We start from the raw sequence: 14,226 nt of genomic DNA, 5'->3' as shown, positions 1-14,226 counted from the left end.
TCAGCCGCGGCCGATATAGGGCATCTTTGTCGCCATCACGGTCATGAACTGCACATTTGCTTCTAGCGGTAGCTGGGCCATATGCAGCACAGACCGGGCGGCATCGCCAACAGCCATCGTTGGATCGGGCTGACGACCATCAGCGATGGCGTTCTCGACCAGCTCTTGCACCATGGGCGTGCGGGCGTTGCCGATATCAATCTGCCCACAGGCAATTCCAAAATCCCGCCCATCCAGCGACAAGCTCCGTGTCAGGCCCGTGATCGCATGTTTTGTTGCCGAGTAGTGTACCGAATTCGGGCGCGGTACATGGGCCGCGATTGATCCATTGTTGATGATCCGCCCGCCCTGTGGCTTCTGCGATCGCATCGTGGCAAACGCGGCGCGCGCGCAATGGAACATCCCGTTCAGATTCACATTGACCGAGTTGTACCAATCCTCAAGCGCGATCTCATCAATCGTGCCACCCGGCGCAAAAATGCCAGCGTTGTTGAACAGCGCATCCAGACGGCCGGTTTGTTTTACAAAGTTGGTGAAAGCTTGAGTGACCGCTTCTGCATCGGTCACATCGGCAACCAAAGGGATCGCCTTGTCGCTGCCCTGCGCCATTGCTTCAAGTGTGTCGGCGCTGCGGGCCAATAGACCAACTGTCCAACCTTCTACCAGAAACAACTCGGCGGTCGCGCGACCAATGCCCGAACTTGCGCCAGTTACGATGATTGTCTTCATGTCACTTCCGACTCCAATGTCAGCGACGGCGCCGCGACGGCCCGCAGGTCATCTACCCTTAAGGGATGTGTTGGCTTTGACAATCTGTTCCGCACCACCCAGATCAATCGCTCCTGCGCACGGGTAATAGCCACATAGGCAAGACGCTTCCAAAGCGGCTGCCCCGCCTCGGTCCGTCCCATACGCGCGGCGGCATAAATATCCGGTGCAAACACCTGCACGGTGTCCCATTGAGAGCCCTGCGCCTTGTGAATTGTCACCGCAGCACCGTGCAGAAACGTCGCCCCCATCCGCGCGGCAAAGGGAATGAACGGCTCTTCCTCATCAGGCTTTTCAATTTGCACAATTGATGCAGCCGAGACCTGCGGGTCCTCAGCTCCCATAACATGTAAGCGCGAAAACCCGGGTTTGCGACCAGGGCCAAGGTAGATAACCTGTGCCCCTTTGATTAGCCCGCGCGCTTCAAGATCCAGCCGTTTCTTGCGGTGCTTCAATGGCAATTCAATGCCGTCACAGATCAGTGGTTCACCTTCCAGCAGCTCAGTTTCCGGCGCACCATGCACGCTGCGGAACGCCTGTATCAAACGGATGCGGGTCGCGTTGCGCCAAACCAGAACAGGGCTGCGCGCCATCAGATCGACTTCGACCCGTTGACCCCAGACAACGCGATCATCCTCGCGGGCGGTGTCCTCAATCAGACGCTCAAAATCCTCAAAGCCCATGGCGGGATCGGATAGAGCGTGGGCTAGATCAAGTATTGGGTTATCAGCCGTCTGCCTATGTACACGATGCAAGATCTGCTTACGCGGCTCTGGCAACCCGTCAAAAACCATCGAACCCGATTGATTGACTGGTGCCAACTGCGCCGGATCACCAAACAGCAACAGCGTCGGGAAGATTTCTTTCAGATCTTCAAATTGCCGGTCATCCAGCATCGAGGCTTCGTCCACAAAGCCAATATCGAGGGGTTCATCGCGGCGTTTCCAGCCAGTGATAAAGTCAGATCCACGCAGACCAGCAGCGGCCAGAGCGCCGGGAATGGATTTGTTATTGGCATAAAACGCCGCCGCCCGGTCCAGCGCTTCGTCGGTCAACCCTTCAATCTCGGGTCGTTCGTCATTGCCCGCCAGCCATTCGGCAATCCTCTCATATTCCGGGTCATAAACGGGTGTATAAAGGATACGGTGGATTGTCGTTGCAGGCACTCCACGCAATCTTAAAACACTGGCTGCCTTGTTCGTCGGAGCAAGGATCGCAAGGCTGCGTTTGTCGCGGGACTTGCGGCTTTCAAAATCGCCCGAGATCAGGTTGACTCCAGTTTCGGCCAGAGCCTTGTAAAGTTCCGCCAGCAAAAGGGTTTTACCAGATCCCGCCTTGCCAACCACGGCCATGACACCCGATTTCCCGTTTCCGGGAAGTTTCAACAAAGCGTCATCCTCAAGATCAACTCCGGCCGAGCGCAACATCTCGGCAATGTTGTCGAAAGCGGTGGCTTGATCATCGGAAAAGGTGACTTGAGGCAGAGACATGGCGCGACCCTACAAGGACGCGCCGTGCGCCACCAGAGGCGGAATACGATTTCCGCGCTGTCAGGCAGAGAGAGCGAACCGATGCTGCTTCCCCTTCCCAAATGCGGTATTGAACCACAAGCGCGATAACTCTCTCGGGATGCCAGCACGGGCAGCGACTCGGTTGCAATCCTCTGCGGAATAAGGCCATAGGCCTACCGAAATCTGATCACGACCTTTGCCTTCTGATCCCAGAACCACGGGTGATGACCCAATCATTCGGTAAATCCGGATCATACGGGCATCAAACACGCCAGCGATATGGGTCAGTCCAAATCCCTCCATAACCTCGCCCCCACTTAGCATGATAGCCCTTGCGGTATGGGCGCTGGCAGTTCGAGAAAGGCAAAAGCGCGTGACCTCCCAAATAAGCGGGCTTCGGATCGGGCTGCCCCCGGTGAGATGGCCAAAAACGTCGTTCACCATAACCGGACCGGTCGTCGGCAATATCCGCATCGACCCTCCGTGACTGCCATCCGCTTCTTCCCAGATCACATAGAGCGGATTGAGGTCATCGTATTGATCCCGCTCTTCCCCCTTTTCGTTAACCTTTACATCCCAACCGATTCGGGTTTTGAACTGATCGGCGCGATCTCTGAATATTCCTTCGGCCAATGCCGGCAATTTATGCAGCTCATTAGCATAAATATTACGCAACATGATGTATTTCCCTTGTCGTCCATATCTGGAACAGAAGAGGTGCAAACACGTGGTTAATATTGGATGAGACCACCGTACGGTGGTTAAACGACTATTAATCCTCTGCTAAGCGCGGTGGCGATTGCATGAGTCGTATTCTGCGCTCCGAGTTTCGAACGCGCACTTTCGATATAGGCCCTGAGCGTATGCTCCGAGATCGAAAGCGAATGTGCCACTTGCGCCCTATTGTAACCCAGCGCCAGCAGTGTCATCGCATCTATCTCGCGAGGTGAAAGCCCGCGCGTCGTTTCCGGTTGTCGATTTTTGGCAAATTCCAGTGCTTTTCGGTTAAGAAAATGCGCCACTAAGATCAGATCGCGACCATGGGCGTCTTTGAACGTCTGCCAGGCCGCATCGTCGCACGTGTTATTCACGGTGAACAATGCGAACTGCCCGCTGGGTCCGCGCAATGGGATCGAGTATCCCTGATTGCCAACACCATGATCCTGCGCGTCTTCCAAAAAAGCTCTGACGGCTTTGCCCGACCAATGCAATTGTTTCCAATCCACCGCATGGAAGCGCTGAAAACAACCAAGAATAACCGGATCAATCCGGTGGTAGTTTTTATCGCGATACTGCTTGTCCCAGGCATCTGAATATGTCGTAAACCCATATTGGTCACCGGCACCATCGACCCAGTGATAGGTTACATGGTCGATGCGCAGCGTGTCACGCAGCTGGATGAGTATAGTCGCAAGCTCTTCAAGCGTGCTGGTGCTTTCCAAATCCTCGAGGATCTGACTCAAATCGAACTTTGTTCCCATTCGCGGGCGCGCAAGCCTCATCCTTTGAGGACGCAATCTCGGCCGCTGCGATTAGCCTTGTATCATCAAGCTGCTCGGCAAGTGCGCTCAACCCATTTGCCACCGCAAAGGCGTTGAGATCCGACAATACGTCCAATATCCACTCATTCTGCGCCATTAGGGTGTCTCCGAAATAGTTAACGAAGGGTTAACACAACCATAACATGTGCAGTCTATTTCGGCCTATTCACTGCTTTCTACTCCCCAGAAATAGTGGGGGCTAGATTTCTAACGTATTGAAAAAAATTGATAACCGGGAATCGCAAATCACCCGCAAGGACGAAGCTATGCCTTGCGGGTGATGAAGCTGAAAAAAACTGAGACCGTTAGTCGCGGGCGGCTAATACTTCCTCAAGGGTGCGCATACCCGTATACGGAGCCTGAACTAACACCGACATATTGCCCGGCTTGTGTTCATTTCGCATCATCTTCATATGCGCCTCGGGCAGCTCCTTCCAGGTAAACACCTCGGACATGCAAGGATCCAATCGGCGTTCTACCATCAGCTTATTCGCTGCGGCGGCTTGCTTGAGATGAGCGAAGTGCGAGCCCTGCAAACGTTTCTGATGCATCCACATATAGCGCACGTCGAAGGTCAGATTATAGCCAGTGGTCCCGGCACAAATCACGACCATGCCGCCTTTTTTCACCACAAAGGTCGATACCGGGAATGTGCTTTCACCCGGATGCTCGAACACCATGTCGACGTTCACACCTTTGCCGGTGATATCCCAGATGGCCTTGCCGAACTTGCGGGCCTCTTTGAACCATTCGGCATATTCAGGCGTATTGACCGTGGGCAACTGGCCCCAGCAGTTGAAGTCCTTGCGGTTCAGAACGCCTTTGGCACCCAGCCCCATAACAAAGTCACGTTTGCTTTCGTCCGAGATCACGCCGATCGCGTTAGCTCCCGCCGTATTGATCAGCTGGATTGCGTAAGAGCCCAGACCGCCCGACGCGCCCCAGACCAGTACGTTCTGGCCAGGTTTCAAGTCATGCGGTTCGTGACCGAACAGCATCCGATAAGCCGTTGCCAGGGTCAAAGTGTAGCAGGCGCTTTCTTCCCAAGTCAGGTGCTTGGGGCGCGGCATCAGCTGCTGTGCCTGTACATTTGTAAACTGCGCGAACGACCCATCTGGTGTCTCATATCCCCAGATGCGCTGGCTGTCCGAGTACATCGGATCGCCGCCGTTACAGTGCTCATCATCACCATCATCCTGGTTGCAATGAATGACCACTTCGTCGCCAACCTTCCAGCGTGTGACTTTCTCACCCACGGCCCAGACGATGCCCGAAGCATCCGAGCCCGCAATATGGTAAGGGGCTTTGTGTCCGTCAAACGGGCTGATGGGTTTGCCAAGCGATGCCCAGACGCCGTTGTAGTTCACACCCGCCGCCATAACGAGAACCAGAACTTCGTGGCTGTCCAGCTTGGGGACATCAACCACCTCGAGCTGCATTGCCGTGTCTGGCTCGCCATGACGCTCTTTCCGGATGGCCCAAGCATACATTTGCTTGGGTACATACCCCATCGGAGGGATTTCACCCATTTCATAGAGGTCCTTTTCCGGTGCCTCATACGACGCGATACCGCTATCGACATCCAAAGCCATGTTGGCCTCCTTTGTTCTTATCTATTGCCGCGCCGCAGAATCGCGGCTTTCCTCAGATGGAATATTGATCCCTGAGTAATATTGCAACCGTTTTTGATGTATTTTTGTAATTTTATGACCCAGCGGTCGCAGAATTACTTTCTGCAGCTGCATCATGTCCTGCGCGATCAACAGGCTCGGACGCAGCCGCATAATATGCAAGCAACTCGCCCCGCTCGCCTGAAGGGCGCAGCACTCCATTTTCTCGCCGCAATATCCGGCGCTCAACTAATTGGTTGATCGCATCATCAATTGCCTCACCTTCGCCGTTGGCGACGGCTTTACCACCCATTTCCAGCAATCGAGATTTCAGGTCCTCTTCTGACATCTGCCCTTCGTCCTGCAGCAGCCGACAAGCAGCGGGGACCGGCACAAAGGGTATCGCAGCGCCGATTCTACGCATGAGCTCGCGCGCCAAATCAGTCGTCAAATCCCGCTCATGCGAAGCGCGAAATTCCTTTAAGGATATCGGCGTTGCATATTGGACTGATGCAATCCCAAACTTTTTGTAACGCCCAACAAGACGCCGCCAGATTTGCTTTAGTGTCCAGCGCGTGATGACCCCAATACGTGCACGAAACCGGCGTTCACTGTCCTGCGCCGCAGCCGTCAGGACTGTATCTTCCAAAACGCGATCGTAATTCAGGGCGACAGGTACGAATACAACATCCCGCCCCTTCGGATCCACGCCATCGATGATGTATTTGAGCAAACCCAGCTTAGGGCGGCCCAGTTTACCTGTCAGGCTCAACCCGCCCTCTGGGAACATGGCCTGTGTAACACCCGCTTCGGTCGCGTGACGCACATAGCTTGCCAGCACCTGACGATACAAATCGCTGCCCGATTTACGTCGAATGAAGTAGGCCCCCATTGCACGTATCAAACGACTCAGCGGCCAAACACGGGCCCATTCGCCCACAGCGTAGGAAAGTGTCGAATGATCCGCCGCCAGATAGGTAACAAGCACATAGTCCATATTGCTGCGGTGGTTCATGACGTAAACGACTGTCGCTTCGGGATCGATATTGTCTAGGGCCGACTTGTCCTCATACCCCAACTGGACCTTGTAGAACGCGTTGCTGAGCATTCGCGCAAATCGAATGGCTATGCTGAAATACGCAACTGTTGAAAAAGACGGGGCGATCTCTCGTGCATAGCGTTGGGCCTGTTCCGAGGCGACGGCATCGGGCACACCCTCCTCTTTGGCATGCTTCTGTACGGCCTTGCTGACTTGAGGGTCATAGATAAGCCTCTGAATCATATCGTGGCGCCCGGCCAGTTTGAACGGCTGGATCGGACGCTGCAGGCGTTTGTTCAGCCGCGCAACAGCACGTTCAAGGCGGCGGCGGAAAAACCACCGCACTGAAGGAAATAAGAAATGCGAGGCAAAGGTGACCGTGGCAAACAGCACAATCAGTACAAACAACCAAATCGGTATTTCCACAGTCTGCATCATTTGGGCACAGTGCCATCAATCGCAAACACCCACAATCTGAAGAAACTTGCAATGCCGCAACGCAGCGAATTGACATATACTGAAAATTGCGATTTATGCCTATAGAACGTAATTTTGTTACCCACCGATCCGCGAGGCCCGACCCATGACGCAGTTGCAGAAAGACCGCCCCTGGCTCATCCGTACCTATGCCGGTCACTCGACGGCCAAAGCGTCAAACGCGCTTTATCGTGCAAACCTGGCTAAAGGCCAGACCGGACTATCTGTGGCTTTCGATCTGCCAACCCAAACCGGATATGACAGCGACCATACGTTGGCGCGTGGAGAGGTTGGTAAGGTCGGTGTGCCGATCTGCCATCTGGGGGATATGCGGAATCTGTTCGATCAAATCCCGCTGGAACAGATGAACACCTCGATGACGATCAACGCCACAGCCCCATGGCTTTTGGCGCTTTATATCGCGGTGGCCGAGGAACAGGGTGCTGATGTCTCTAAACTGCAGGGCACAGTCCAGAACGATCTGATCAAGGAATATCTGAGCCGCGGCACCTATGTATGCCCGCCCAAGCCATCCCTGAAGATGATCGCGGACGTGGCCGAGTATTGCTACGAAAACGTGCCCAAATGGAACCCGATGAACGTGTGTTCCTACCATTTGCAAGAGGCAGGCGCGACGCCCGAGCAAGAGCTGGCCTATGCGCTAGCCACCGCCATCGCGGTTCTGGACGAGCTGCGTCCGCGCGTTCCGGCGGAAGACTTCCCCGCACTCTGCGGACGGATTTCGTTTTTTGTGAATGCGGGCATCCGGTTTGTCACCGAAATGTGCAAAATGCGCGCATTTGTGGATCTTTGGGATGAGATTCTGCAGCGACGCTATGGTGTCGAAGACCCCAAGTTCCGCCGCTTTCGCTACGGCGTTCAGGTGAACTCGCTGGGGTTGACTGAACAGCAGCCGGAAAACAATGTCTATCGCATTCTGATCGAAATGCTGGCGGTCACCCTGTCAAAACGCGCCCGCGCCCGTGCGGTTCAATTGCCCGCCTGGAATGAAGCGCTGGGTCTGCCGCGCCCTTGGGATCAGCAATGGTCGATGCGGATGCAACAGATTCTCGCCTATGAAACCGACCTGCTGGAGTATGGTGATCTGTTTGATGGCAACCCGGTAATCGATGCCAAAGTCGAAGAACTCAAGAATGGTGCGCGGGCCGAATTGGCCAACCTCGAGTCGATGGGTGGCGCTGTTGCGTCGATCGAATACATGAAATCCCGCCTGGTCGAATCCAACGCCGAACGCCTGAACCGGATCGAACGCAACGAGACCGTTGTTGTTGGGGTCAATAAATGGATCGAGGGTGAAGCCTCACCCCTGCAAACTGAAGATGGCGGCATCATGGTTGTCGACCCGGCGGTTGAACAGGAACAGATCGGGCGGCTCAATGACTGGCGGACAGTGCGGGATAACGCCGCGGTTAGCGCGGCGCTGCAGGCCTTACGCGAAGCGGCGCAATCAGGTGCTAATGTGATGGAACCTTCAATCGCCGCGGCCAAGGCCGGGGTTACAACCGGTGAATGGGCCGAAGAGATGCGCAAAGCATACGGCACCTATCGTGGGCCGACAGGTGTTTCCGGTTCGGTTTCGAACAAAACCGAAGGGTTGGAGGATTTGCGCGCCGCCGTTGATGCAGTCAGCGACCGTCTTGGACGCCGCTTGAAGTTCCTTGTCGGCAAGCCCGGGTTGGACGGCCACTCGAACGGAGCTGAACAGATTGCTTTCCGCGCACGCGATTGTGGAATGGATATCAGTTATGAAGGTATTCGCCTGACACCCGAAGAAATCGTGTCAGCGGCCCAGGAAAACGGTGCGCATGTGATCGGATTATCCATCCTCTCGGGTAGCCATCTACCGCTTGTCAGAGACGTAATGACGCGTCTGACCGAAGCGGGTCTGAGCGACATACCTGTAATCGTAGGCGGCATTATTCCCGATGAAGATGCAGAGCAATTACGTTACATGGGCGTGGCTAAAATCTATACCCCAAAGAACTTCGAATTAAATTTGATCATGGGTGATATTGTGACCTTGGTCGACCCGAAGGAAATCGCGGCTGAGTAAAAATAAAAAATGAATTTCCAATTCTAATTCCCAATCGGATGGAATAGAGATATTCGGATGAATTGAATTCCCATTGCGTTTTGCAACGGAATAACCGGATTGGAGAGATAAATGGCAATCGATCTAGAGAAAATGTCGCGCAAAGAATTGCTCAAATTGCGCGATCAGGTCGAAAAGGCACTCAAAAGCGCTGAAACGCGAGAGCGAAAAGCGGCGTTGAAGGCGGCCCAAGAGGCTGCAGCCGAGTTTGGCTTCTCGCTATCTGAATTGTCGGGCGATGGTTCAAAGCCGGCGAAAGGCTCAAAGGCCAAGCCAAGGTACCAAAACCCTAACGACCCAACACAAACCTGGACAGGGCGCGGTCGTAAACCGCAATGGGTTCACGACGCTCTGAATGCAGGCATCGATATTTCTGACCTCGAGATCTGAGTTGAGGAAATGCCAAAATGACAATTCATATTGGAGCCAAAATAGGAGATATCGCCGAAACTGTTCTTTTGCCCGGCGATCCCTATCGCGCAAAATGGGCGGCCGAGACGTTTCTCGACGATGTTAAACTGGTCAATGAAGTCCGTGGCATGCTGGGTTTCACCGGCACCTGGAAAGGAAACCGTGTTACGATTCAAGGCAGCGGCATGGGGATGCCGTCCCTTTCAATCTATGTGAACGAACTGATCCGCGACTATGGTGCAAAAACACTGATCCGGATCGGTTCTTGTGGTGGCATGCAGGAAAGCGTGAATGTGCGTGATGTCATTCTGGCGATGACCTCAACCACGCTCAGCACGCCGTCGCGCGGCATCATGAAAGAGATGAACTTCGCCCCTTGCGCCGATTGGGGATTGCTGCAGGCCGCGGCGCAAGCGGCGCAGTCCAAAAGTTCACCGACTCATGTGGGAGGCATCTATTCGTCAGATGTTTTCTACGATGAGCGTCCAGACCTGAACGAACAAATGGTTCGCCACGGCATTTTAGGGGTCGAGATGGAAGCGGCTGAGCTTTATATCCTCGCTGCACGTCACAAATGCCGGGCGTTGGCGGTGCTCACAGTTTCAGACCACTTGCTGACCGGCGAAGCCCTGCCCTCCTCGGATCGGGAAAGCAGCTTTGGCGAGATGGTTGAGATTGCGCTTCAAGCAGCGTTTCCAGACGGTTGAACAATACCGGAGCTTAGCGCCCATGCGTGCCATCATATCCGTTGCGCGAAGGGCTGCTCCATCCTTCCAAGGCACCCTCGGTCGGGGCGAATGTCTCCACCAACAAGGGATAACACGCCGCCGTATCCGATGAGTGCTCCGACGAGCAATCGCCGCCGGGGCACGCGCTGAGATTTCCAAGCAAGTCGATCTCGGCAAAAAACTCAAGATAATCACCAGGTCGCACGGGTGACGCCTTCATGAAGTATTGACCCGTGTCCCGCGTGAACCCGGTGCACATGAACACATTCAACACATCATGCACGGCGGGCTCAGCTTCGGCCAACGAGATGCCTAAATGATCCGCCAACGCGCGTGTAAGGTTTGAATGACAACAGTGATGGTACTGCGTTCCGGATAGAAGATTGCCGGTGTAGGGGTCGCAACGCGTCCCGATCACATCATGGACCGATCCGCCAAATTCATCGATTCCATACCAGCCCAGCGTATCGGCAATGATGGTCGCCATTGGCCGCATATGTGGAAAGCTCGACCACATTCGCTCACCCGTTGTGAGGTGCGTACCGTGCAGCGCTCGCGTCTTGCCAGAGTAAAACCGTTCCGACAGATCAGTGAGGCTCCACATGTTGAGATCACCTACCTGAGACCCCTCGACAGACGTGATCCGAAAGAAATGTCCGGCAGGCACCTCAAAGCATCGTGCGTCGCGCGGTAGAACCAAAACCTCACCTGTTTTCTGAGCACCTGCGCGGGCATTTTGATAAAGCTCAAGATTAGGTTGGGGCAGCCCTTCGTTTGGGTAGCAAATCACTGGCGCAATCGCGCGGCGGGCATCTGCATCAGCGGGAGGTCGGGGAGTGGTCTGGGATTCTGTCATGGGCCGAGACTGGCTCAGTTCATCCAGGCGGGAAACCCCAAACTTTTATCATTGCCCTTTCTGGCATTGTTTCGGTTCGGCATCAGATTGCGAAACCGCGCCGCAAAAGGCACAACGCCAATTGCCCTCGCTTCGGTGCTGCCGCCATCTGCAGTCTCGCGACAGTGAAGACGTGCGGGACCGCCAAAGGAAATAGGCGAACACACCAGCGGCAAGCAGAAGCAGGAGAATAGGCATGTCTCTGCTTTGCCGATTGCACCAAAGTTTTCAAGCCCGTGTAAGACGGTCAGGCCGCGTTTGCGTACTCAAACAGTTCGGGAGTTTCGTTTTTGTTCGGAACGACCGGTTCGCGGGCGAATAATAGGCCCAAGCCTGTTCCAATAACCTGAGCGCTTCGGCTGCATCGCATTTTTGGGTTTGTTTGCTCATTGGAGTGACCTCTATTCGATTTATCACTCCTCCCTATGCGAAACTTAAATCCGCTCAGCGGCAAACGCATCGCATAGTTTTGCAGAGGCGTCATGCACTTGCCGCAAACCGGCAAGTGCTTTGGTATGTTGCGCGATCAGACCGCGCGATCGATCATCATCTTCTTGATTTCAGCAATCGCCTTGGCCGGATTCAGCCCCTTGGGGCAGGTCTTGGCACAGTTCATGATGGTGTGGCAGCGATACAGCTTGAACGGATCTTCCAGCTCATCCAATCGCTCACCCGTTGCCTCATCCCGGCTGTCGATGATCCAGCGATAAGCGTGCAGCAACGCGGCGGGGCCAAGGTAACGATCACCGTTCCACCAGTAGCTGGGGCACGAGGTCGAGCAGCTGGCGCACATCACACATTCGTAGAGACCATCCAGCTTTTTGCGATCCTCAATCGACTGCTTCCATTCCTTCGCAGGACGGTTGGTTTTGGTTTCCAACCACGGCATGATCGAGGCATGCTGGGCATAGAAATGCGTGAGATCCGGGATCAGATCCTTGACTACCGGCATATGCGGCAGTGGATAGATTTTCACGTCGCCCTTGATCTCATCCATGCCATAGATACAGGCCAGCGTGTTGATACCATCGATATTCATCGCGCAGGAGCCACAGATGCCCTCGCGGCAGGACCGACGGAAAGTCAGGGTCGGGTCGATCTCGTTCTTGATCTTGATCAGCGCGTCCAGAACCATCGGGCCGCAAGTGTCCATGTCGACGAAATAGGTATCGACACGCGGGTTTTGGCCGTCATCCGGGTTCCAGCGATAGATCTGGAACTTGCGCACATTGGTCGCGCCATCGGGCTTGGGCCAGGTTTTGCCGGTGGTGATCCGGGAATTCTTGGGGAGGGTCAATTGTACCATGGGTTCCTCTCCTTAGAACGTCCGCGCTTTGGGCGCGATTTTCTTCAGGCTGATGCCGCCTTCGGCCTCGGTGCTCAGCGGGTCGACGATCACTGGGCGATAACTGAGATCGACCTGCGTTCCGTCGACGCGAGACACCGTGTGAACGCGCCAGTTTTCATCGTCACGCTCTGAAAAGTCTTCGTGTGCGTGGGCTCCACGGCTTTCCTTGCGCGCCTCAGCGCCAACGATAGTGGCCAGAGCGTTGGGCATAAGGTTCGCCAGTTCCAGCGTTTCCATCAGGTCGCTGTTCCAAACCAGCGAACGGTCGGTGACTTGCAGATCATCCATCTTGGCAGCGATCGCCGTCATCTTTTCAACGCCTTCGGCCATCGTCTTCGCGGTGCGGAAAACAGCCGCGTCCGCCTGCATGGTTTTTTGCATCTCAAGCCGCAAATCAGCAGTTGGGATCGCACCGCTGGCGTTACGCGCCGCATCGAAGCGGTCAAACGCCTTGTCGACCGATGCTTGGTTCAGCACCGGGTTCGGAGTCTCTGCATCCACGACCTTACCCGCGCGGATAGCTGCCGCACGACCAAAGACAACGAGGTCGATCAGAGAGTTTGAGCCCAACCGGTTTGCGCCGTGCACCGAGGCACAACCGGCCTCACCCACAGCCATCAGACCCGGCACAACGGCGGTCGGATCATCAGCAGTTGGGTTCAGAACCTCGCCCCAATAGTTCGTCGGGATACCGCCCATGTTGTAGTGCACGGTGGGCAGAACCGGGATCGGCTCTTTGGTGACGTCCACGCCTGCGAAAATCTTGGCCGATTCCGAAATGCCCGGCAGTCGTTCCGCCAGAGCTTCAGCGGGCAAGTGGCTCAGGTTCAGGTGGATGTGATCCCCTTCGCCACCAACGCCGCGTCCTTCGCGGATTTCCATGGTCATCGAACGGCTGACATAGTCGCGCGGTGCAAGGTCTTTGTACTGGGGCGCATAGCGCTCCATGAACCGCTCGCCTTCCGAGTTGGTCAGATAACCGCCCTCGCCGCGCGCACCTTCGGTGATCAGGCAACCCGAACCATAGATACCGGTCGGGTGAAACTGCACAAACTCCATATCCTGAAGCGCCAGCCCTGCGCGGGCCACCATGCCCCCGCCGTCGCCAGTGCAGGTGTGTGCCGAGGTCGCGCTGAAATATGCTCGACCATAACCACCGGTCGCCAGCACCACCATCTTGGCGTTGAACACGTGCATGGTGCCATCGTCCAGCTTCCAGCAGACGACGCCCTGACATTGACCGTCTTCGGACATGATCAAGTCGATTGCGAAATACTCGATGTAGAACTCGGCATTGTTCTTTAGCGACTGACCATAAAGCGTATGCAGGATCGCATGGCCTGTCCGGTCGGCGGCAGCACAAGTCCGTTGCACGGCGGGGCCTTCGCCAAATTCGGTGGTGTGGCCACCAAAGGGACGCTGATAGATTTTGCCTTCTTCGGTCCGGCTGAATGGCACACCATAATGTTCCAGCTCATAGACGGCCTTTGGAGCCTCGCGCGCGAGATATTCCATCGCATCCGTATCGCCCAGCCAATCCGAGCCTTTGACGGTGTCATACATATGCCACTGCCAATGGTCTGGCCCCATATTCGACAAGGACGCCGCGATGCCGCCCTGCGCCGCCACGGTGTGTGAACGGGTCGGGAATACCTTCGTCACACAAGCGGTGCGCAGACCCTGTTCCGCCATGCCCAAAGTCGCGCGCAAACCCGCGCCGCCGGCACCAACAACAACCACGTCATATTCGTGGGTTTCGTATTCATATGCTGCTGTCATTGTTCT

General features: G+C 55.3%; 12 protein-coding genes. 3 read left to right on the top strand and 9 right to left on the bottom strand.

What is annotated here, in order from left to right; all coding sequences use genetic code 11:
- The 6 genes from ACR0KN_RS08620 to ACR0KN_RS08595 form a co-directional block, all read right to left on the bottom strand.
- Nucleotides 1-729 carry an SDR family oxidoreductase gene (locus ACR0KN_RS08620; RefSeq protein ID WP_480652817.1) on the bottom strand — a complete coding sequence of 243 codons (729 nt, stop codon included), beginning with the start codon at nucleotides 727-729 and terminating at the stop codon, nucleotides 1-3.
- A complete protein-coding gene (locus ACR0KN_RS08615; RefSeq protein WP_480652815.1) occupies nucleotides 726-2,258 on the bottom strand; it encodes an ATP-dependent DNA helicase in 1,533 nt (510 codons plus the stop codon). The genes ACR0KN_RS08620 and ACR0KN_RS08615 overlap by 4 nt, the downstream gene beginning before the upstream one ends.
- Before the next feature lie 60 nt (nucleotides 2,259-2,318).
- Nucleotides 2,319-2,957: an acyl-homoserine-lactone synthase gene (locus ACR0KN_RS08610; protein ID WP_480652814.1), complete on the bottom strand. Its 639-nt coding sequence runs from the start codon at nucleotides 2,955-2,957 to the stop codon at nucleotides 2,319-2,321.
- Between the two features lie 83 nt (nucleotides 2,958-3,040).
- Complete coding sequence (locus ACR0KN_RS08605; protein ID WP_480652812.1) at nucleotides 3,041-3,760, bottom strand: helix-turn-helix transcriptional regulator; 720 nt, start codon at nucleotides 3,758-3,760, stop codon at nucleotides 3,041-3,043.
- Between the two features lie 365 nt (nucleotides 3,761-4,125).
- The gene (gene ccrA / locus ACR0KN_RS08600) at nucleotides 4,126-5,412 is read right to left on the bottom strand and encodes a crotonyl-CoA carboxylase/reductase (protein ID WP_010442845.1); all 1,287 of its coding nucleotides are present in this window, start codon (nucleotides 5,410-5,412) and stop codon (nucleotides 4,126-4,128) included.
- A gap of 112 nt (nucleotides 5,413-5,524) precedes the next feature.
- Complete coding sequence (locus ACR0KN_RS08595) at nucleotides 5,525-6,907, bottom strand: 1-acyl-sn-glycerol-3-phosphate acyltransferase (RefSeq protein ID WP_480652810.1); 1,383 nt, start codon at nucleotides 6,905-6,907, stop codon at nucleotides 5,525-5,527.
- A gap of 145 nt (nucleotides 6,908-7,052) precedes the next feature.
- On the opposite strand from ACR0KN_RS08595, the gene ACR0KN_RS08590 reads away from it, so the two are divergent.
- The 3 genes from ACR0KN_RS08590 (at nucleotide 7,053) to deoD (ending at nucleotide 10,177) form a co-directional block, all read left to right on the top strand.
- Nucleotides 7,053-9,020: a methylmalonyl-CoA mutase family protein gene (locus ACR0KN_RS08590; RefSeq protein WP_480652808.1), complete on the top strand. Its 1,968-nt coding sequence runs from the start codon at nucleotides 7,053-7,055 to the stop codon at nucleotides 9,018-9,020.
- Between the two features lie 111 nt (nucleotides 9,021-9,131).
- Nucleotides 9,132-9,449, top strand: coding sequence for an H-NS histone family protein (locus ACR0KN_RS08585; RefSeq protein WP_480652806.1), 318 nt, complete (start codon nucleotides 9,132-9,134; stop codon nucleotides 9,447-9,449).
- Nucleotides 9,450-9,466: 17 nt separating this feature from the next.
- Nucleotides 9,467-10,177 carry a purine-nucleoside phosphorylase gene (deoD, locus tag ACR0KN_RS08580; protein ID WP_480652804.1) on the top strand — a complete coding sequence of 237 codons (711 nt, stop codon included), beginning with the start codon at nucleotides 9,467-9,469 and terminating at the stop codon, nucleotides 10,175-10,177.
- A 13-nt stretch (nucleotides 10,178-10,190) separates the two neighbouring features.
- On the opposite strand, the gene ACR0KN_RS08575 is transcribed toward deoD, so the two are convergent.
- The 3 genes from ACR0KN_RS08575 to sdhA all read right to left on the bottom strand — a co-directional run bounded on the left by ACR0KN_RS08575 (nucleotide 10,191) and on the right by sdhA (nucleotide 14,220).
- Entirely contained in the window at nucleotides 10,191-11,054 is an 864-nt protein-coding gene (locus tag ACR0KN_RS08575) for an urea carboxylase-associated family protein (RefSeq protein ID WP_480652802.1), read from the bottom strand.
- Nucleotides 11,055-11,619: 565 nt separating this feature from the next.
- Nucleotides 11,620-12,399, bottom strand: a complete 780-nt coding sequence (locus tag ACR0KN_RS08570; RefSeq protein WP_010442838.1) for a succinate dehydrogenase iron-sulfur subunit — start codon at nucleotides 12,397-12,399, stop codon at nucleotides 11,620-11,622.
- A gap of 12 nt (nucleotides 12,400-12,411) precedes the next feature.
- Complete coding sequence (gene sdhA / locus ACR0KN_RS08565; RefSeq protein ID WP_480652800.1) at nucleotides 12,412-14,220, bottom strand: succinate dehydrogenase flavoprotein subunit; 1,809 nt, start codon at nucleotides 14,218-14,220, stop codon at nucleotides 12,412-12,414.
- Between the last annotated feature and the right edge of the window lie 6 nt (nucleotides 14,221-14,226).

The organism is Ruegeria sp. AP7 (genome assembly GCF_056539905.1).
This window is presented reverse-complemented; position numbering and strand designations above follow the sequence as displayed.